The organism is Noviherbaspirillum agri (genome assembly GCF_054780595.1).
Genome location: NZ_BAAGWA010000001.1, coordinates 162091 through 185309 on the forward strand (window position 1 = coordinate 162091; position 23219 = coordinate 185309).

General features: G+C 62.8%; 1 protein-coding gene (running past one end of the window). It reads left to right on the forward strand.

The genetic code is table 11. From position 1 onward, the window contains the following. Positions 1-22904, forward strand: the 3' portion of a protein-coding gene (locus ACYVIA_RS00720; protein ID WP_460836921.1) for a tandem-95 repeat protein. It extends 15415 nt beyond the left edge of the window; the window shows 22904 of its 38319 coding nt (coding positions 15416-38319); its start codon lies beyond the left edge, outside the window; its stop codon occupies positions 22902-22904. Positions 22905-23219 lie beyond the last annotated feature (315 nt).

Consider the following 23219-nt stretch of genomic DNA (forward strand, 5'->3'; position numbering starts at 1 on the left):
AATTCGGCAAGGACCAGAACAATGCCACTGCAACGGTCCAGCCGATCCTGATCGAGCTTCCACCGCCTGCGGACCTGAAGGTCAACGGCATCAATGTGCCGGCCGAAGCGGAAGTTGGCGATGAAGTGGAGATCAGCTTCACCATCGCCAATGACTCGAACAATATTGCGTACGGCCGCTGGACCGATGCGCTTTACCTGTCCGCCGACGGCAACTGGGATATTGGCGACGTGCTGCTCGGCAAGGCTGAGCATGTCGGCAACCTGGGCGCCAACGGCAGTTACACAGGTGTCCTCAAGGCCAAGCTGCCGCCGCTGCGCGACGGCAACTGGCGCATCATCGTCCGTCCGGATATCTACAACGAGGTCTACGAAGGGAAGATTGTCTATACATCGACCGGCCTGAACATGGCGCCGGGCGAAGCCAACAATCGCACGGCCTCGTCGTCGACCATCAAGACGACCGTGCCGGCACTGCAAATCGCCAACACGCTGGGCACCACGCTCAGCGCCGGCCAGGAAAGGCTCTACAAGATCACGGTAGGCAGCGGCGAGACGCTGCGTGTGCTGCTGGATTCATCGGCTGCCGATGGCGCCAACGAGCTCTTCATCCGTTACGGTGATATACCGACCAGCTTTGCGTTCGATGCCGCCTACAGCAACCCGCTGTCGGTGGATCAGCAGGTCGTGATTCCGAGCACCAAGGCAGGCGACTATTACGTGCTGGTCAGGGCCCGCCAGAGCGCGGCCAATACACCGGTCCAGTTGCGCGCCGAACTGTTGCCGCTATCGGTCACCAAGGTCACGCCCGACCAGGGCGGAACCGGCGATAACGACCATCGCTGGGTCACGCTCGACATCTACGGCTCCAGCTTCAAGCCGGGCGCGCTCGTCAAGCTGGTCCGTCCGGGCGTGCATGAGGCCGAGTCGGAGCGCTGGCAGGTGCTGGACGCCACGCATATCCGTGCCGTGTTCGACATGCGCTTCATGCCGCACGGCCTGTACGACGTCGTGGTCATCAACCCGAACGGCGAACGCGTCGTCGAGGCGGCCCGCTATCTCGTGGAGCGCGGCATCGAGGCCGATGTCACCATCGGCATCGGCGGCCCGCGCAAAATGGAACCGGGCGACAAGGGCACTTACAGCGTTTCGCTGCAGAGCCTGACGAACGTCGACACGCCATATGTGCGCTTCGATTTTGGCGCGCCCGAAATGGGCCGCAATGGCAGCATGCTGGGTCTTCTCAACCTGCCTTACCTGATTTATACGAGTAATGTCAGCGGCGCGCCTGACGGTCAGACCCGTGCCGACTCTGCCAATACGCAGGGTTACGGGCCGACGCCAACCAATGGAACAGGACGCAGCGACATCCCGTGGGCGAGCCTCGACAGCACGCTGAACACCAACGGCTTCAACCTGACGCCGGGCTATGCCTTCGATGTGGCTGCCAACGGCTTTGCGGGGATGACTTTCGAAATCCAGACCTATCCGGGCCTGAAGGAATGGCTGGCCTACGATTTCGAAGGCTTCCGCGAGAAGATGTACATGATCCGTCCGGACTGGAAGGCGCAAGGCCTGCTCGACGGCGGTGTTCAGGACCTGGACAAGATTGCCGAGGGACTGACTGCGAAATTCCTGTCGCCGCCGGGACCTGACTCGATCCACTTTACGGAGGCAGAAGCCAAGGCATTACCGTTCCGCTTCAATGTGGTCGGCGCAGTGACCCCCTTGACGCGTGAGGAATTCATTGCTGACCAGACGAAGCACGCCAAGCGCCTGCGCATGGCGATCCTGAACGACGTCAATTCTCCTGCCGCGTTGACGGTGCTCGCTTCCAACGAGGCACAGTGGGTATCCGGCTGGCTTGCAGCCCTGGAAGTTGCGGGCATGCTGCGTCCATCTTCGGAAGCTCCGCCCATCCGGGACAACGTCGAAGTCATCAGCTTGAACGCCACGCTGGCCAGCGGCATCCTGCTGAGCAAGGGCGGCGACAACTATCGTTCGCAGGGTGACATTCTTGGCTTCTTCACCAAGGTGCAGCAGTGGTATGGAGACACCGCGCGCTGGGCCGGCGATCCGGAAGCCATGAAGGCAACGAGCGGAAGCGTCGGCAACATGGCGGACCCGGCCTTCTTCGACCTGAATGCCACCCAGGACACGCACTTCATCAATTTCAACGTGTTCGCCGGTGACAAGGCCGAGCTCGAATACCTGCGCCAGATCGGGCTGTTGAACAGCAACTACGAACCGGTCGGTCCGGCCAGCCTGAACCTGATGCAGTACCTGCAATCGCGCCAGCAAACGTCGGCAACGGATGGCCTGGTCAGCGTGCGCGGACCACAGCCGGTGCTGGGCGCCGACGGCAACAGCTACCTGCCGGTCGAGACCGCGCTTCCGTACAACATTGCCTTCGGCAATCCTTCCGCGAATGCGGTCGGCGAGCTGCGTATCACCACCCAGCTTGATGCGGACCTCGATGCGCGCACATTGCGCCTGGGTGACCTGAAGATCGGCGATATCAACATCCATATTCCCGATGACCGGGCCAACTTCCAGGGCGATTTCGACTTCACCGGCAGCAAGGGATTCGTCCTGCGCGTGAGTGCAGGCGTCGACCTGGCCACACGCACCGCGACCTGGTTGTTGCAGGCGATCGATCCGGATACCGGCGAAGTGCTGCGTGATCCGGTACGCGGACTCCTGCTTGCTGCCGCAAGTGGCGATGCCTCGTTGCAGAAGCGCGGTTTCGTCAGCTACACCGTCCGTACCGCCGCCGGCGTGAAATCCGGCGCGGAAGTGATCAGCTCGGCCAGCATCACCTTCGACAAGTCGCCTCCGGTTGCGAGCTCGTCGACCAGCGCCAAGCTGGATGCGGCGGCGCCGGTCACCACGCTGACGGTGACCTCGCTCGGCAACAACACGGAAGGGGCGCCGGCCTATGACGTCAAGTGGACGGCAAAAGACGACGCCAGCGGCGTCAAGTCGGTGACCGTCTACGTCGCCGAAAACGGCGGCGACTTCAAGATATGGCTGCGCCAGGTCGAACCGGGCCAGACCCAGGCCGTGTTCACCGGCGAGACCGGCAAGCGTTACGACTTCCTTGCCGTCGCCACCGACCTGGCGGGTAACCGCGAGGCGGCATCGGTCTCCAATGCGGTGCTGCCGGACGACGGTGCGCGCCAGCAGGTTCTGGACGGTATCGGCGCCAACGAAACCGTCACCTCGTCTGCCGAGATGCCGGTTGCCACGACCGACCGCAGCTATGCCGACAATGCGCTATTCGACCAAGCCATGCAGCAGCTGCCCGGACGGGTGGCCAGCGTGCAGACCGGTGACCTGCGCACGGTTCTCGCGCCGTTCACCCTGCGCGGCTTCGCAGATGGCTTTACCTCGGGCGACGCCGACATCGGCGCGCTCGCCATGGTCGAGCTGGCGGATCGCAGCATCCTCGTCAGTGCAGGCGAGGAGCGCAACAAGGTCTATCGCTACAGCAAGGAAGGCGGCCGCAGCACGACGCCGGTCTTCACGCTCGATTCGCCGGTCCTCGACATGGCCGTCGACAGGCTGGGCCAGCTGTGGGTCATGACGGGCAGCGAACTGCTGCTGGTTGATGTCGAAAGCGGCTCGGTGCTCGAACGTTACAAGGGCCCCGGCGACGCGCCACTCACGCATGCACTCGCCATTCATCCCGAGACCGGACGCATCTATGTGTCGTCCGGCGAAGGCATCGAAATCTTCAATCCGGATGCAACCGATCTCGCCCAGGCATGGACCCGCTTCAGCAAGCAGCGCGTCGGCGATCTGGCCTTCGGTTCGGACGGCCGCCTGTGGGGCGTGCGCTGGAGCGGCAGCGATATCACTGCCGCTAGCGTCAGTCCGACCACGGACATCATCAGCTTCCCGATGAGCGGACCCAATACCGGCCGCGCGGAGCTGGAATACCGCCTGGCAGGCATCATCGACAGCATTGCATTCGGCAAGGCGGGTTCGCCGCTGGAAGGCGTGCTGGTGGCATCCAGCAACCTGAAGCAGCGTGCGGTCGTCAACGGTGTGCAGAACACGCCGCACCAGTCCGGCGTCTGGATGATCGAACTGGCCACGCGCCGCGCCCTGCAAGTGGCGGGCGGCGGCACGCGCGGCGAAAGCATCGTGGTGACGGCAGAAGGCCATATCCTCGTGGCACAGACTCATCGCATCGATGAGATCGCGCCGCGCCAGGCTCCGCTCGTCAAGTCGGTCACCATTGCCGACGGCGCCCTGGTACCGGTGCCGATGACGCAGGTCGGCGTGGTGTTCGACCAGGACATGTGGATCGGCCAGGTTTCGGATGCGGGCAGCGTGCTGAATCCGGACAATTTCTCACTCACCGTCATCGGTGCTGCCGGCGCGGCCGTCCTGCATCCGCAGGCCGTGCGCTGGGATGCCGCGACACGCACCGCGTGGCTTGACATGGCCGGTGTCCAGCCGGGCGAATATGAACTGAAGGTCGGCGCCCAATTGCTGAGCAGCGCGGAAATGCCGCTCAAGCAGACCCACACACTCCGCTTCACTGCGCTGCTCGACATGACGACCAGCGTGAAGCTCGATTTCGCCAATACCCGGGCCAACCGCACAACCGGCGAAATCAGCTACGACATCGATATCACCAATATCGGCACGGACGACCTGAAGGGTCCGCTGACACTGCTGCTCGACCCGAACCGCATGTTCAGCGGCCAGATCCAAGACGCGACCCAAGGCAGCGGTGACCAGTCCAGCCTATGGATCGTCGACCTGACGTCCGCACTGGCGGCCAGCGGCGGCAAGTTCGTCGCCGGCGCAAAACTGACGAACATCACGGTCACGATCGTTCCGGCCAGCCTGTTCGCTACCCATCCGGGCATGGCCGACCTGGTCAAGGCTGAACTCGGCCATGGCGTGTATGCCTTGCCGCAGCAGAACGTGCCGCCGCAACTGGCAGTACAGGGCATTACCAATCCGTCTTCGCCGCTCGCGGTCGAATTGCCGGCAGCCACCATCGGCCAGGAATGGACCGGCAACCTGGAGGCGGTCGATGCCGACGGCACGCGCTTCCACTGGCAGCTGGTGCAGGCGCCCCCGGGCGTCACCCTCACGCCGTCCGCCGACATCACACCGTCCGAGCGCGGTTATCATTCCCGCGCCACCCTGCGCTGGACGCCGGGCGCAGGCGCCGCGGCAGACACGGAAATTATCGTACGCGTGCAGGACAGCCGTGGCGGTGTTGCCACCAAGCGTTTCCATGTGCCGGTCAATGGCGGCAACCATGCTCCGGTGGTGGACATCATCGGCAACATCATCCTTGCGGAAGGACAGACGCTGACCCTGCCGGTCTCCGCCGCGGATGCGGACGGCGATCACCTCGCGATCACCTTCAGGAACCTGCCTCCGGGCGCGGTGTTCGACGCCGCCACCGGCGTGCTGACCTGGACGCCGACGCACGACCAGGCCGGCATCTATGAAAACTTGACTGTGGTGGCGAGCGACGGCATCGTCACCTCGACACGTACGTTCAACCTTGCAGTCGCGCAGAGCCGCCCGCAACCGGTACTGCAGGCGATCGCCACGCAGACGCTGCGCGAAGGCGACCGTTACTCGCTGCAACTCGCTGGCAGCGTGCCGGGCGGACTGGTCCAGCCGGATGGCACGACGGTCACCTTGCGTTACGTGACGTCGTGGCTGCCGGGTGGCGCCACCCTGAACCGCGACACCGGCTGGCTGGAATGGACGCCGGGCTTCAACCAGCACGGCAGCTTCACCGTTCCGGTCACCCTGGTGGCCGAATGGCGTGCGCCAAACGGCAAGCTCACCACCACCAGCGTGACGCGCGACATCAGCTTCAATGTGCTCAACGCCAACGGCGCGCCGGTGTTCGTCGAAACCGGAGAGTGGAACGTGCTCGAGGGCCAGCCGCTGCGCATCAGTGTGTTCGCCTTCGACCCGGATAATCCGGCGTTCGCACCCAAAATCCGTCTGCAGACCGGTACGCCGGCGCAGGGCGGCTCGACCGGCATTGCGCCGACCGTCACCTATGACATCCAGGGCTTGCCGGAAGGTGCGAGCTTTGACGAGGAAACTCTGGAAATTGTCTGGGAGCCGGGACGCCGGCAGGCCGGCACCTACCACATCACCGTGACCGCAACTGACAACGGCGACGGCACGGGCACGCCCGCTTCGAGCCAGATCATCATCCCGATTACGGTGGCCAACGCCAACCGTGCACCGGTGGTGGGCGAACTGCAGAACGCCTTTGTCGACAAGGGCGCGGTGCTGGAAATCCCGGTCAGCGCGCTCGATGCCGAAGGCAATCCGCTCGAGATCACCATCAGCGGACTGCCGTCTTTCGCCACGTATACCCAAAATGGGTCTGGTGCGAACGGCAGCGTATCCGGCGTGATCCGGTTCGCGCCGGGTGAGGGTGATCGCGGCGATTACACCATCACCGTCACTGCACGCGACAACGGCGACGGCGATGTCAACCAGGTCCAGATCGACTCGAAGAGTTTCGTGCTGACCGTTCGCAGCGTCTCCGAAGCGCCGGTGCTGACCGCGCCGAAGCAGGTCGTTGCAGTGGTTGGACAGACGCTCCAGCTGGCACTCTCGGCAAGTGACGCCGACCAGGACGCACTCACCTGGAGCGCCGCCGGCCTGCCGCCGGGCGCCGTCCTGGTGCCGGGCGCTTCCTACGGCCAGGCGACACTGGTCTGGACGCCGGTTGCCGACGACCTTGGCGACCACGACGTGGAGATCACGCTGCGCGATAGCGGCCTGCCGCCTGCAGGAAGCGGTTACACGACGCCGCAGAATCCGGTGCCGAACACGGTCACGCAGATCCTGCGCCTGCGCGTCCGCGCCGCCAATGCGGCGCCGGAGCTGCTCGCCGTGCAAGTCACCGGCAATGTGGTTGCCGATACCGGCGCTGCGACGCCGGTGCGAGTCAATGCAAGTGAAGGGGTGCCGTTCTCCATCGAACTGTTCGGCCAGGACACCGATTCCGACCTGATCACCTGGACCACGTCCGGGCTGCCGCGCGGCATGAAGCTTGATGTGCCGGCTGTGGGTTACGCACGACTGGCATGGACGCCGGACATGTTTGCCGCCCAGGACAGCAATACCGGTACGCCGGGCCTGTGGCGCTTCATGGTCACGGGCAACGATGGCATGGCGAAATTCACCCGCACGATTGAAGTGACGGTGCAGAACGTCAACCGCACGCCGCGCATCCAGCCGGTGCCGCTGCAACTGGTGAACGAAGGGGAAACCCTTAGCTTCCAGGTGCAGGCCGTGGATGCCGACAACGACGCTGCGCTGATCTCACTGGTGTACGACGACAATACTCCGCCCGGTGTGTTCTTCGATGCAGCCACAGGCCGTTTCGAATGGACGCCCGGTCCGAATACCGTCGACAACGCGGAACAGTCCAGCCGCGCCTATACCTTTACCTTCAAGGCAAGCGACGGCACGGCCGTCACGACGCAGACCGTCCAGGTGCGCGTCCTCGACGTCAACCGTGCTCCAACCATTGCGGTCTCCAACCATGCAGTCCTGGTGGGCAACACCTTGTCGCTGCCGGTGCAGTTCGGCGGCACCCCGGGTTCCGGAATCACCGTCGCCGATGCGGACGGTGCGAACCAGACTGCGGTGCTCGCTGTCAGCTTCATCAACCTGCCGGAAGGCGCGTCTTATGACGCACAGACCCGCCGCCTGGTCTGGACGCCTGGTCCTGGACAGGTCGGCGAGCAGACAGTGACGGTGCGCGTCAGCGATGGCCGCACTGTGACGACCAGCACCTTTGTGCTGCGCGTTATTTCCGAAGCGGAAGCCTACGCACCGAAGATTCTGGTTTCGACCACACCGTCTACTCCGGTTGTGCCGGGGCAGGCTGTCGTCGCCACCGTGCGCGCCGACGCCTGGAGTGGCATTGCCGGCATTACCGTCGAAATGCGTGCGCTGGGCGCCACGGACGGCGCGTGGCAGCCGGTCGCGCTGGATGGCGCTGGCCGTCTGAAGATCGTGCCTGCCCAGGCAGGCTTGATCGAACTGCGTGTAACCGCAACCGACAACGACGGCTTTGTGTCCACGCACGTCCAGACGTTGCGGGTCAAGGACCCGGCCGATACGGCGGCGCCGCAACTGGGCTGGGCGGGTGCGCTGACCGGATCGACTGAATCCGGCGCCCCGGTGGTGCTCTCGGATCTGTCGAACCTCGCTGCACGTATCACCGAACTGCAACTGCTCGGCTGGCAGCTTGGTATTGCTCCGGCCAATTCCGATGCATGGACGCTGCTCGCATCGCAGGACGGAAAATCAGCCCAGCTCGATGGGCAGGTCAGCCTGGCGACCATCGATCCGCGCCGTTTTGCCAACGGCGTGTACCAGCTGCGGCTGGTGGCTTTCGATGTCGCAGGCCGTTCCACCGAACTCAACACGCATGTGATCGTCGACAGCGCGGAGAAGAACTTCGGCGCACGTCCGGAAACCGACTTCACCGCGACGCTCGGCGGTCACCAGTTCGCGTTCACCCGCGAATGGAGCGAGGTGATGCAGGGACAGGGCGACTTCGGCAACTGGAACCTGCCGCTGCTTTCGACGCAATTGACCGCCGACCAGCCGGCAACCACCGCGTCCGGCGCAACCGCACCCTGGAGCGAAGGTGCGCGCGTCTGGCTGACGGTACCGGCACAACTTGCGACCGCCGGTGCGGGACTGACCAGTCTCTCCTTCACGCTAGGCACGCAGGCACCGGCAGGGCAGGGCGTGGGCGCACCGCGTGTGTTCTATCCGGTCTTCACCAACGCACAGGGCTGGCAGTTGCGAGCCTGGAGCGGATCCGAACCCTTCGCTTCCAATGTGCTCGGCGACCCTGTCGTCCGCCAGGGCGGATACCTGTACAGCCAGGCGACCGGCCTGCCATGGGTGCCGACCGCATTCGTGCTGACCGCGCCGGACGGAACGCGTTACACGCTGGATGCGCGCGGCAATGTCACGCAAATCAGTTTCGCCGATGGCGCAAGCTGGCTGGTCTCCGATGCCGGCATCGTCGCCACTAATGGCAACGTGCTTGACCGCATCGACTTCCAGCGCGATGCCGAAGGGCGGATCAACCGCGTTTCCTACCGCGATGCTTCGGGACAGCCGGCCGCCATTGCCTATCGCTATGACGCAATCGGTCGCCTGATCCTGGCACGTGAAATGGATGGCAGCAGCACCGGCAAGGCCTACGCGTACGATTCGCAAGGTGGGCTGCTCAGTGACACGGTCACGGCCAGCCTCGGCGCTGCCGTCAACTGGCAAGGCGCCTCCGCGACCAATACATGGAACGGCAACGTCAGCGCCGACAGTACCACCAGCATCTCCTTTGCAGTGCGTGCCAGTGAAATTGCATCCGCAGTTCATGTACCGGGCAGTGCCGGCGCGGTGATCTATGCGATCGAAGCCGATCTGCCCGCAGGCGCCCAGATCGACGTGACGGGCGTCCAGTTGCTCGGTACGGCCAGCGTCAACGGCAAGACGACGCTGCTGGTACGTGCCATCGTGGATGGCGTCAAGCTGATCCGCCTCCATGGCGCCGACGGCGCCGCCAGCGTACGTGTCAGCGTCGCCGGCGACCTCAACCGCGATGGAAAGGTGGATGGCGCAGACAGCCAGCAATGGCAGGCTGCGGCACTTGCCGGCGACAGCAAGGCCGATATCACTGGCGATGGACAGTTTAATGCTCAGGACCGTCAGGTGCTGCTTGCAAACACCGGCTTCCAGGCCAACCAGGCGCCGACGCCTGCCGCGGCGCAGCCGCAGCTCAAGACGCATACCGACCTCGGCATGCGCACCAGCCTGAGCAGCGTTGCCGAGGATCTCGAAGGCGATACCGTGTTCTGGCGCATTGCAGGCGTCAGCCATGGCAGCGCCGCACTGAGCGTGGACGGCCGTACGCTAAGCTTCTCGCCCGAGGCAGGCTATAGCGGACAAGCCCGCATCACGCTAGTGGCGGATGACGGATTCTCGCAAAGTGCACCGATTGAAATCCTGGTCGATGTCAGCGGCGCCAAGCTGTTGGCAATTCACCTGGCCAGCCTGCCGGCAATGCGCATGGGTGAAAGCGCCGTGGTCTCCGCAGTGGCGGACTTCGAAGACGAGAAGGGCGTGGTCATCAGCGACGCCAGTTACTTCAATGTCAGTTTGGGCGACATGGCCGGCATGGGCGCAGTCGTCACCAACCCGGTCGAAATCGACGATGCGAACGACCGTATCCGCGTCACCACGCTGAGCCCGGCGCACATCCTTGTGTCGCGTACCGACGGCATCGGCAGGACCATCCAGGCCTCCACCATCATCAACCCGCAGATCGTCACCATTCCGCGCCGCGTTGGCGACCTTGTGGACGCCACCATTGGCGTTCCGCAGGTGCTGGTGGATGTGTACCCCGGCACGCTGGCACTGGTGCCGGGCGCAACAAGGCAACTGAAGGTGCATGCGGATGATCCGCGCACCGGCGAGCGCGTGGATGTTCATGTTTCCAACCAGGCACTGCATCGCAGCACGCGCTACCTGGTCTCCGATCCGAGCATTGCGAGCGTGAGTGAAGATGGCCTCATTACCGCCCTGAAGGCGGGCCGTGCCATCGTCTCGGTGGTGCACTTGACCAGCGTGCTCGATGAAAACGGCAATGTGGTCATGCAGGCTATCGGCCAGACCGACATCAGCCTGACCATCGACGCAGCCCAGCTCGTCGACAACGACCCGGGTACTGCCACGCCGTCAGGCGTGGTCGTGAGCCGCGAGGATGGCGGTTCCGTCGCAGCGGCAACCGGCGAAACCGTCATGATCGGTGCCGGTGCGCTGGTCCAGGACACCGTGGTCAGCATCGAGCGCATCGCGCTTGCGGACGTGGAGACCGTGACCGGCATGGAAACGGCACTGCCCGACGTGATGCGCACGATCGGTGCCTTCAAGCTCGATTTCGGTGGCGGTAACAACGAGGCACCGGTGCAGCTGGCGATTCCGGTGCAGGACATGGCCGGCGTCACTGCAGGCGAAGAAGTGCTGTTCCTGCGGCGCGGCACGCTGCCCGACATCAATGGCAATCCCAAGGATGTCTGGCTGGTGATGGACAATGGTTTTGTCGGCACTGATGGCGTCGCGCGTACCGCAAGCCCGCCTTACTTCGGCGTCAAGGCCGGCACCTACACCGTGGCCAAGCTCAACCGCCAGACCGGCGGCGGCACGATGCGGATCAGCGGTGTCGATCCGGCCATCATGGCCATCGGCAACATGGCGTGGATCAACGCCCAGATGGCGATGCGGGGAGGTGCCAGCCTGGCCGGTATCATGGTTGGCGTCTCGCTGAACGCCGCGCTCGCTTCGCTGGCCAGCCCGTTCTTCTCGTATGAAGTCACGTTGCCCGGGGTTTACCAGGTACAGGAAATCACGAAGAACATTGATCCGAACGGCAATGTCACGCTGGATGTTCCGCCGGCGCCGCCGAGCAGCAATCCGTCGGCCGCCCTCAGTCCGACCATTACCGGAATGGAGTTCCTCAACGGCAAGCTCCACCTGGACATTGAGAATGCCGTCAACCCGGTCACACCGAACATTCAGACCAAGCTGCGCATCTGGATCGCGCCGGAGAACGCCGACGACCTTGGTATCGACTCCAATGGCGAAAGCACAGCGACTGAACGCTGGGACGGCAGGACACAGCAGCAGCAAGGTATGCTGCTCTGGAAGTATGTCGATGTCAGTGTGAGCGGTTCGACCAGCAGCGTCGACATCGACGTGCCGGAAGGCGTGGCATACAGCCTGCACAATGTCGTGGTGCAGCGCATGGTCCTTACGACAGAACCCGAAGTAAAGTGGGTTGCCAACGGTGACGTGGCCTCGCTCGAGATGAAGGGCCGCAGCGATTTCAGCGCGGTTGCCAAGACCGACAAGATCGAGCTGATTCGCCAAGGCACGGTCATCCAGGAACTGGAATACCGTGGACCGTCCGGCGAAACGACCAGCCAGAATGACTACGACTGGACCACCACCGGCATGGTGTTCAGCGAAGGTCATCGCCTCATGTTCGTGGCCGGCCCTGCGGGAACGATCTACGTCATGGACGGCGCTTCCCTGAAGATGGTGAATGCCATCACCCTGCCCGAACGGGCGGCGGAGCGCCTGCATCTCGCGGTCTCGGGCAAGTACCTGTATGCGGCCGAGCAGTCCTATGACATGACCGCCGGCGGCACGGCGCACCTGTGGCGCATCAACATCGATGCGCGCGATCCGGACTTCCTGAAAGCGAAGACCATCGGCTTGCCCGATCCGGCACCGGCGGATGGCTACAGCTCGGTTGCCGTGATTGAAACGAGCAGCGAGAGCTACCTCGCGGTGACTGGCCGCGATCGCGTTGGCATCATCAACCTGGACCGCATCGAGAATCCGGAAAACCACGGCATGCTGGTGGCGACCGAGGGCGACAGCTACATTTCGGTCACCCGCACTTCGGGCGTAGCCAATGTCCCGGGCATGACCAGCAATACCATCGACTTCAAGGCGGTACGCCATATCACCGCTGTCGGCAGGATCGACAACAAGCTGCGCTTTACCGGCGTCGACAGCTACCACCAGCGCTTCGGCCTGTTCACTGTCGAAGTGGACATCGATGATGATGGCAAGCTGACCGGCGTCGATGCGAAGACGATTCGCATGTCGTCCTCGCGTCCGACCGATACCCGGTTCGTCCAGACGCACGTCATTTTCGATACCAACGTCACCATCCCGGTCGACGTGGTGACCGTGAGGTACAAGGGCGTTGAGTACGCACTGGTGGCGGACTGGATGCCTTACAACCTGTGGGTGACCAAGCAGGGCTCGGATACCCCGAGCTATGCGGCCAAGGAACTGTGGGGCGGCAAGGTCGGCGTCATCAAGGATCCATTCGGCGACAAGCCGGAATTCCTGGGCACCACCTCGCCACTCACTGAAAGCTCCATCTATAACCTGCAGGTAGTCAACAGCGGCCAGACACTGTGGGCCTCGGTCAGTGGCAACGGCTTCGATATTCCCGATGGCCGGCTGGAATGGAATCTGGGCGAACTGCTCGATGCTGCCGAACTGCGCGCCATCAGCAAGCAGTCGACGGCGGTCGCACCGACTCCGTTTGACCGCAGCTTTGGCGGGATCAGTGCGCCGTTGGTCGTCTTGCCGAACAAGTACGAGCTGGGTGAGGACGAAACGATCTACGACATGGCGCCCAACACCAGCTTCCTGGAGTTGCTGACGCCTAACCTGCGCGCCGAGAACGGCCTGCCTGAGTTCACCTGGGGCCTGAACGGCACCGCGGTGGAAAGCATGCAGCTGTTCGTCAGCATCCTGCCGCCGGGCGAGGGCCTGTTCCCGGACGATCCGCTGCAGGACCCGCTGAATCCGGGCCGTGTCATCAGGGATACCGAGGACTACCTGCTCTGGAACGTCGAGCTGGAGGACTTCGACGTCAACCGTAACCGTATTCTGACCAAGGTCTTTGGCGAAAATCTGGGCACCGAAACGATCCGCTTCCAGTTGCCGGACAACCGTCGCCTGACGGCCGGTCAGACCTATTACTGGGGTGTGCAGGCGGTGACGAAGGATGGCCGCGTGCAGCGCGAAACCAGCAGCTTCAAGGTCAATCCGGTGAGTTCCCAGCAAAACTTCTCGTCGGTGACCGTGGTGACGCACGGCTTCCAGCCCTTCGGCAGCGCGGAAAAGATCATTGAAACCGCGTCCTTCCAGATTGCGACCCAGATCGCGTCGAAGAACGGCGGTGTGATCGTCGTGCAGGACCCGCAGACAGGCAAGTTCCTGCAGGCAGTACAGATCGACAAGACAAACTGGAAGATCCTCACTGCTGAGGCGAACCTGAATGCATTTGTCGGCAAACCCCTGATCATCGTGCCAAACTGGGAGGGTGAGTCGTCCCTGAGCGACAGCGGCTTCGGCGAAGCGGCAGCGGACGCGATTTTCGCCGGCCTGTGGAGTCTGGACCAGAAGTCCGGCGGCAAGGTGTTTAATTCGCCGCTGCACTTCATCGGTCACAGCCGGGGAACCGCGGTCAACAGTGAAATCGTCCAGCGCCTGGGCACGTTCAAGTCGGACATCAGCAATGTCCACATGACCAGCCTCGACCCGCACGACTTCGTGCAGGATTCGCTGAATGTTCCGCTGGCGGACTTGCTGGACTACACCTCGGCGATCTTCAAGACCTTCACCGCCATGTCGGGCCCGGCCGGCGCCGCGTTCTTCGGCTCGCTCTCCGCATTGGCAACCGGCGGCAAGATCGCATCCAATATCTTCGGCCTCAACAAGATTAACTTCGGTGATTTCAAGGATCCGGATGTGACGGTCTGGCAGAACGTCAAGTTTGCCGACAACTACTACCAGACCCTGGGTACCGGCGGTGATTTCAGGGAATACGGGAAGGACGTCGGTTCGGCACGCGAGACGCCGACCGGCGGTTATGACGGCGGCGGTTTCAAGGGCATGACCATGACGCCGAACGGGCGCCATATCACCAATGCCAGCATCAACCTCAAGCTGGACGGCAGAGCGCTGTTCGAACGCGACCAGACCACCTGGCTGCTTGGCGGCATGGCGCTTCCGCATTCCCGCGTGCAGAACTGGTACATGGGTACGGTGGACCTCAACACCTCGCGTTATGGCGACCTTATGGGTGGGGCCGTCAACTTTGCATGGCGCAAGATGTCGGACGTGAAAGCCGAGAAGGTGGAACCGACCGCCGGCTGGCTGTCGCTGCTCGGACCGGCGGATTGGACCGACAGCGTCGCAGGCCTGCCGTGGTATCGCGGCGAGTTCGACGGCAAGGAAAATCCGCCGGCGATCGAGACCGATTACTACGCGACCTGGGAAGGGATCCTCAGTGGATGGGCCCATTCCGTGCAGGGCGGCGCCAACCCATCCTCATGGATCCCGGTCACCGACACGACCCCGGTCAGCAGCGATGCCGACAACGAGGCCGGCGTCCATGACAAGGTGATTCCGACGGTCTTCAACGGCAATTTCGAGGAAAGCCAGAACGCGATCCTGGGCCGCTTCCCGAATCCGTCCGCGGCCGCATGGTTCGAAATCCCGGGTTGGTCGATGCAGGGCGGCAGCGGCGGTGCATTCCAGGGCCTCAACCTGAACATGACCCTCAGCATCGACAAGATCGCGGCGGCTGCCAGCGGCTTCCAGCTGGAAGCACAGGCTGTGGAAAAGATCCAGTGGGCAATCAGCAAGGTGAAGGATGAAATCAAGAAGCAGTTCGACTTCCTGATCATCAAGAACCTGACCATCGAGAACATTGCCACTGCGTTAGGCGGAACGGTCGAGGCCCTTGTCCAGCTTGCCAGGGACAAGCGCTTCCAGGAGAGTTTTGTCGAGCTGGCCGCACTGATGGCCAAGCTGGGCCTGAAGGGAGCTGTCGATATCACCAAGGGAACCATTGCCGGATTGGGCAAGGACGGCTGGGACGAGTACCTCGGTATGGTCCTGAAGTTCGCGTCCGAGTTCTGTGATTACTCCTACAACCTGAGCAGCGGCAGCAAGCTGGTGCACAACCGGATGCTGTTTGCGCCGGAGTACGACAGCATCAGCTTCGAGTTCACGCCAAGTTCGTACGTCGAAAAGGCGATGGCCAGCGGCATCCTGCTACCTGGCAACATCCCGATCAACAACTCGACATCGTCCATCGTCAATGACGTCCTGAAGACCCTGCCGGGTACGCTGACAGTGTTCGGCATCGACGAAAACGGCAACGAGATCACGCTGAGGACTGTTGCGATCACTTCCGATACCGATCCACGCACGCCGATCAGGGTCAGCGCACTGCTTGGTGCCCTGAAAGGCAAGATCGGCCAGATCGGATTCAAGTACACCGGAACCAGCGTTCCGGGCCTGAACCTTCTGCAATCAGTCGCCATCGACAACGTGCGCCTGAGCAATGCTCCGGCACCGGTGATCAACGCCACCCTCAGCCGCAGCCAGATCATCGAAGGTGACAGCGTCACGATTTCGGGTACGGTGACCAATGCCTTGAGCCAGGTTGACGGCCCGATCGAGCTGCATATCAAGTGGAGCCCGACGGAACCGGCCACGGTACTGCTGTTGCCCAAGGCGGGCGGTTCCTTCAGCTTCACGCACAAGTTCGCCGATGATGATCCTACCGGCACGGCGGAGGACACTTATCCGGTGACCATCACTGCGACCAATGCGGAAGGAGGGCAATCGGTACGTGACCTGCCGCTGACGATCAGCAACCTCGATCCGGTGCCGGAGCTGGTGTTCAAGAGCACCACGCTGCACGAAGGCGAGGAAGCCCACCTGACCATCCGCCTGACCGATCCTTCGCTGGCCGATACCTACACGATCTTGGTCGACTGGGGCGACGGCCAGGCGCCGGAGGAAATCACCACGTCGACCCGGGTCGTGGAACTGAAGCACCTGTACAAGGACGACGATCCGACCGGCACACCGCAAGACATCAAGAAGGTCAAGGTCAGGGTACGCGACGACGACATGGAGGGTGCGGACCGCCACGTTGAAACGAGCGCCGACATCACCATCCGTAACGTACTGCCGACGGTAACGCCGTCGGCATGGCAGAGCGGGCCGATAGGCAGCACCTTCGCGCCCTCGGTGACTGTCGCCGACGAAGGCGTGGAAGATACGTTTACCTACACCTGGACGATCTACGGGCCGACCGGCGCGCAAGTCGCCTTCAGCGAAGGCACGCTGGGTACCGGCGGGGGCAGCATCACCGGTCCGGCGGTGAGCGTGACGACGGCGGGCACCTATCGCGCCGTCATCAAGGTAATGGACGACGACAGGGGCGAAGCCACCCAGGTCATCGGTTTTGCCGTGTACGACCCGGAGACACCGCCTGCCGGTCCGGAAATCACTACGCCGGACTACGAGCCCACACCGCCGACCGTGTTCTCTTACCAGCACGGAACGGCCCGCGAGGTATTTACGGAAGGTGACACCATTACCCTGTCCGGCACCGTGATGGGTCCGTCCTACGGCAACCTGTTCATGGATGTTTCGTGGAATGGCGTCGTCCAGCGTGTCCCGGTCACGCTCGACAGCAGCAAGGGTTACGGCGTGTACTCGGTGCAGCTGCAGATCCCGGACGACGGCGTAGCGGATATGACCGAAGGGGTCATGCTCGTGACGTTCAAGCTGGTATCGGTGAGCGGAGGCGAAACCGTGCTGGCAACCGGCACGAGAACCATTGCCGTAAGCAACGCGCCTCCGGCCATCCAGAGCCTGGCGGCAACCAAAGGGGACGGGAAGGTCCTGCTGACGCTCGCTGTCGAAGATCCGGGTGTGAACGACACGTTCACCGCGGAGTGGTATTTCGGCGGTACCGAGACGATGGAAACCGACGGCCTGACACTCGAGGCCGACCTGGAAAACGGGCAACACACTGTCATGGTGGTTGTCAAAGACGATGACGGCGGCAAGGATTCCTTCTACGCCGTGATCCAGGTCACGAATGGCGAGCCGACCGTGGTCTTCCAGCGGCGCAGCGACGGCACCGTCATGGAGACGCTGGCCGGAACGCCGGAAGAAGCCGGTTCCACCGCCAGCACCGCAGTGCAAGGCGCCGGTTTCAGCGTGGCGCAGGCAGCGGCGCTGGTTGACGTGGCACGCAGCTACTGGAATGCGCTCGGCCTGACCGACGAGCAGCGCGCACGCCTGCAGGCGACGGAAATCGTCTTCAAGAACCTGCCGGCGAATGCCCTGGGCTACACCGGCACCGATGGCAGCGGCAATTCCAGGATCGAGATCGACCTCGATGCAGCAGGCAAGGGCTGGTTCGTTGATGCGACACCGTATGGCAACGAGGAGTTCTCGGGAACGCCGTCCGCACTCGGGGCGCTGGAAGGTGGCGCAGCGGCAGGGCGCTATGACCTGCTGACCGTGCTGATGCATGAGATGGGCCACGTGCTCGGCCTGGAGGATGTTGCAAGCGCCAGCGGCCAGCCCGGCCTGATGAACATGCAACTCGTCCAGGGCATGCGCCGCCTGCCGTCCATCAATGAAATGGCAGACTTGCAGGCGACCTCCGGACCTGCCTTGTCCAGCGCCTATCTGGACGGCGCCGTACAGCAGCCGGGCACGACCAGCGTGTCGAACGGAGCGGTTTCCGGCAATGTGGAGTTTGGCGCCATCGAGTACCACGGCACACCAAATGCCACCCTGACCAACGGCAGCTTCGAGGCTGCCGAGGGCTGGACCAGCAGCGGCAGCGTCACTATCGACAACGGCACGGCGGTCCTGAAGGAGGCAGTTGAAGGACAGACCCGCCTGAGCCAAGTCTTCCTGGTCGGTCCGAACGACCGCTACCTGAGCTTCACGGTGAGCGGAGTGGCGCTGACGGATCGCGAAGGCGGCCCGGATGATGCATTCGAAGCGGCATTGCTGAACGCAGCAACCGGCGCGTCGCTGTTCTCCGATATCGGCTTGTCGCGTACCGACTCGCTCCTGAACCTGCAGGCAAACGGAAACCAGTTTGCAGCCCAAGGCGTGACGCGCAGGGACAATGCCGATGGCAGCAGGACTTATCGCATCGACCTGGCATCGGTTCCTGCGGGTACGGCGGTCAACTTCTCGCTCGACCTGATCGGTTTCGGCGCTGCCGACAGCGAGGTCAGCGTACGCAACGTACGACTGAGCAACCTGCCGGTCGCAGTGGACGATGCGGTCGCTACGCAGGAAGACTTGCCTCTGCAGGTGGCGGCACTTGCCAACGACCTGGATGCGGACCTGCAAGGATTCCATCCGGTGGTGGTGGCTGCACCGGCGAACGGCACGGTAGTGGTGAACGCCGATGGCAGCTTTGCCTATGTGCCGAACAAGGACTTCTTCGGTACCGACAGCTTCACTTACATGCTGAGCGATGGTGCACTCGATTCGAACGTCGCCACGGTCACGATCACGGTCGCGCCTGTCAACGATGCCCCGGTAGCGCAGCAGGGACAGTTCACCGTGGCGGAAGATATGCCGCTAGTGCTCGACCTGGCACCGCTGGCAAGCGATGTGGACAGCACCACGCTGACGCAGAGCATCGTCACCGGCCCGCAGCACGGTACGCTAACTGTCAACGCGGACGGCACGTTCACCTATGTGCCGAACGCCGATTTCCACGGTGCCGACCAGTTCACTTACGTAGTGAACGACGACTCTCTGGATTCGGAACCGGCGACAGTCGTGATTACCGTCACTCCGGTCAACGACGCGCCGGTTGCGGGTAACGTCAGCGTCACGGTTGACGAAGACCAGGCGGCAAGCGTCGACTTACGCGGTGCGATCGCCGATGTTGATGGCGACACGCTGACTGTTGCATTGGTCGATGGTCCGCAGCATGGCAGCGTCACGCTCAATGCCGACGGCACCTTTACCTATGTGCCGGCGACGAACGCTTTTGGCACCGACAGCTTCACGTATCGGGTCAATGATGGCAGCGCCGAGTCGGGCGTGGCGGTGGTCACGATCACTGTCAATCCGGTCAACGATGCTCCGGTGGCGGCCGATATTGCTGCCGCCACAGCGGAAGATACGGCTGCACGCATCGATCTCCTGCCGAGCGGCAGCGACGTCGACAGTGCTGTGCTGACGGTCAGCATCATCGACGGCCCGGCGCACGGCACGCTGACGATCAATCCCGATGGCAGCGTGCTGTACACGCCGAACGCCAACTACCACGGCGAAGACAGCTTCACCTATCGTGTCAACGACGGTGAACTGGATTCCAACGTGGCGACGGTCAGGCTGAGCGTCACTCCGGTGAACGACGCACCGGTGGCACGCGACGTGCAGCTGCTGCTGGATGAAGACCAGCCTGTTACCTTCAGCCTGCAGCCGCAGGCGTCCGACGTCGATGGCGATGCTCTCGTCATCACGGTCGGCCAGCCGCAGCATGGAACAGTGGTTGTCAACGCCGACGGCAGCTTCACCTATACGCCGGATGCGAACTACTTCGGCGCCGACAGCGTCAGCTTCACGGTCACCGATGGCCGCGAGACCACCACGGCGGTTGTCAGCCTGGTTGTTGCGGCTGTCAACGATGCTCCGGTCGCGGCGGACGATGCGGTCACGACCAGCGAAGATGTGGCAACTCGCATCAATGTGCTGGGCAATGACGGCGATATCGATGGAGATGTGTTGACGGTTGCGCTGGTTGCTGCCGCAGCGCATGGCCAGGTTGTGCTGAATGCCGATGGTACGTTCACTTACACGCCAAATGCCAACTTCTTCGGCACCGACAGCTTCACTTACAAGGTGAACGATGGTCAGGCGGACTCCGCTGTCGCGACCGTGACTTTCACGGTTGCACCAGTGAATGATGCACCGTTGGCTGCCGATGCTGTGGTTACTACAGCAGAAGACTCGGCAGTGCGAATCGACCTCCTGGGTCTGGCAACGGACATCGATAGTGCGAACCTGACGGTACGCATCGTCAATGCGCCGGTCCATGGCACGCTGACCGCGAACGGTGACGGCACGTTCAATTACGTGCCTGCCACCAACTACCATGGCAGCGACAGCTTCAGCTTCGTCATCGGCGATGGCGAGCTGGAGTCGAACGTGGCGACAGTGGTGTTGAACGTAACGCCGGTCAACGATGTACCGGTAGTCGCTGACCACGCGGTCACGCTGCCGGAAGACAGCGAAGCCACGATTCCGGTCCTCGCGATGGCCAGCGATGTGGATGGCGACGCATTGACGCTGCAGCTGGTAGCCGGTCCGCAGAACGGCGCAGTGGTGATCAATGCCGACGGCACCTTCACCTACACGCCGAACGCCAACTTCTTTGGCACCGACAGCTTCACCTACAGGGTGAACGATGGTCAGGCGGACTCCGCTGTTGCGACCGTGATCCTCACGGTTACACCAGTGAATGATGCGCCGGTGGCTGGCGATGTTGCACTCGGCCTGTTTGAGGATGGTTCGCTGCGTATCGACTTGCGTGCGCAGGGCAGTGACGCTGAAGCTGCACCGCTCTCGGCGCAGATCGTAAGCGGTCCGGCACACGGCACGCTGATGGTGAATGCCGACGGCACCTTCACCTACGTGCCTGCGGCCAACTTCTTCGGCAGCGACAGCTTCACCTACAGGCTCAACGACGGCCAGCTCGATTCCAACGTAGCAACGGTGCTCCTCACCGTTGATCCGGTGAACGATGCACCTGTCGCGACCGATGCGCGTGCGCTGACCACCAAGGATGTACCGCTGACACTTTCGCTGGCCGCCAATGGCAGCGACATCGACAGCAGCAACCTGACTGTGACGATCGTGGATGGCCCGTTGCACGGAAGCCTGGTCGCCAATGCAGATGGCAGCTTTACCTATGTGCCGAATACTGGCTTTGCCGGCAGCGACCAGGTCACCTACCGTATCAGCGATGGCGTGCTGGAGTCGAACCTGGCAACACTCGTCATCACGGTCGAGTCGCTCAATGACGCGCCGGTCTGGACCACCACGCCGCCGGCCCGTTTCGACCTGCTCGATCCGCAGAAGTGGGGGGATTCTGTCGCCGTGGTGCCGGGGCAGCCGGGAACCATGACCACGCTGGACTTCAGCTGGCTAGAGCGCAACGGTTCGTTCAAGAACGAAATCGGCCTGTTCCTGGTCGATGACGCGAGCGGCCGTATCGGCAACCTGCGCCCTGGTGACAGGGGCTATGCACAAGCGGCCATGTCAGCCGACCGTGCACGGATCATCTTCAGGTCGGGTGAGACGGAAGGCGCCAGCAACACCCTGCAGGTGGCCGCCGGACAGTACGTCGGCTTCTACCTCGTGGCCAATGGTTCCACGAGCGAATGGCGCAACCGCCATCCGCTCGGTGCACCCTTGACCAAGGCGCCGCCGGCCTACTTCTCCATCGCGAGCGCGAATGCGGATTGCGTCGACCACTTGCGCGGTTCGTGGGACGAGAGCGGCAACTTCACACTGCGCTGGGAAGACCTGCCGCAGGGCGGCGACAAGGACTATGACGACGCCATCATTGTCGCCAAGGGCCTGCGTTCGACCAGCGCCGGACGCTTCGTGTACGACAGCGAAGCGATTGATCCGGACGGCGACCGCATCACGTATCGCTTGCTGGAAGGTCCGGCAGGCGCCTATATCGATGCGTCCACCGGCAAGCTGGTGTGGGATGCGGCAACCCTTGGTAACCATACCTTCCGCCTGCTGGCGGATGACGGGCAGGGCGGTATGACCGAGCAGGAATTCACGCTGACCGTTGGCATCGCCAATGCCGACCCGGTCGCCAGGGACCTCAGCCTGTCGGTCAACAAGGATGGCAGCGTCAAGATCGACCTCTGCAAGCTGGTGAGCGATGCCGACGGCGATCGTCTGACCATCACCGCAGGCAATCCGGCGCACGGCAGCTTGTCGCTGAAGAAGGATGGCACCTACACCTATCGTCCGGCGAGGGGCTATACCGGTACCGACAGCTTCACATACACGGTCACTGACGGCAAGGCGGTCATCACGGGAACGGTCTTCCTCACAGTCCGCAAGGACCACGACGATGACAATTGCGGCCATGGTCACGGTCATGGATATGGATACGGAGTGAAGAGCTCCGCTTCCTTGGTGATCGAGTCGGTCGCGGGCCTGCCGCAGGCAAGCAGCAAAGACCAGATCGTGGTCGTCGGTCTCGGCGGCTCCAGCGTGTACGGCGACCACAAGGGCCTTGCCATCGACTGGAACGGCAGTGCTTCCCTTGGCGCAATGCCGGTCAAGTTCAGTGATGACGACTGGGTTGCCAGCCTTCTGGGCGGCGGCAAGAGCGAGTCGTCCAGCCTGGCGGCGCTGACCGGCCTGAAGGTCACCCTGAGGGGAGGTGCCGGCGACTGCTGAGACCAGCCCTTGTGGCGGCATCGTCCCGGCTTGTGCAGGGAGGATGCCGTGTGATGCAAGGTGTTGCCTGTCACACCTCATGACAAGGGAGCAGGAAGGAAGGGACCGGTCACGCAGTTGACCGGCCCCTTCCGTTTCTGCGATCCGCAGCGCGGAGCGAGCCTGCGCGAGACGACGTTCTTCCGCCATGGCCGCAACATCTTCCGCGTTGATTCGAGGAATATCGATCTTGTTTCTTGCCAATAATGATGAAAATCAATTAACTTGTCGCAAATGCATTATTGCGATGTGGTTGTCTCTGTAAAGATCATTCCA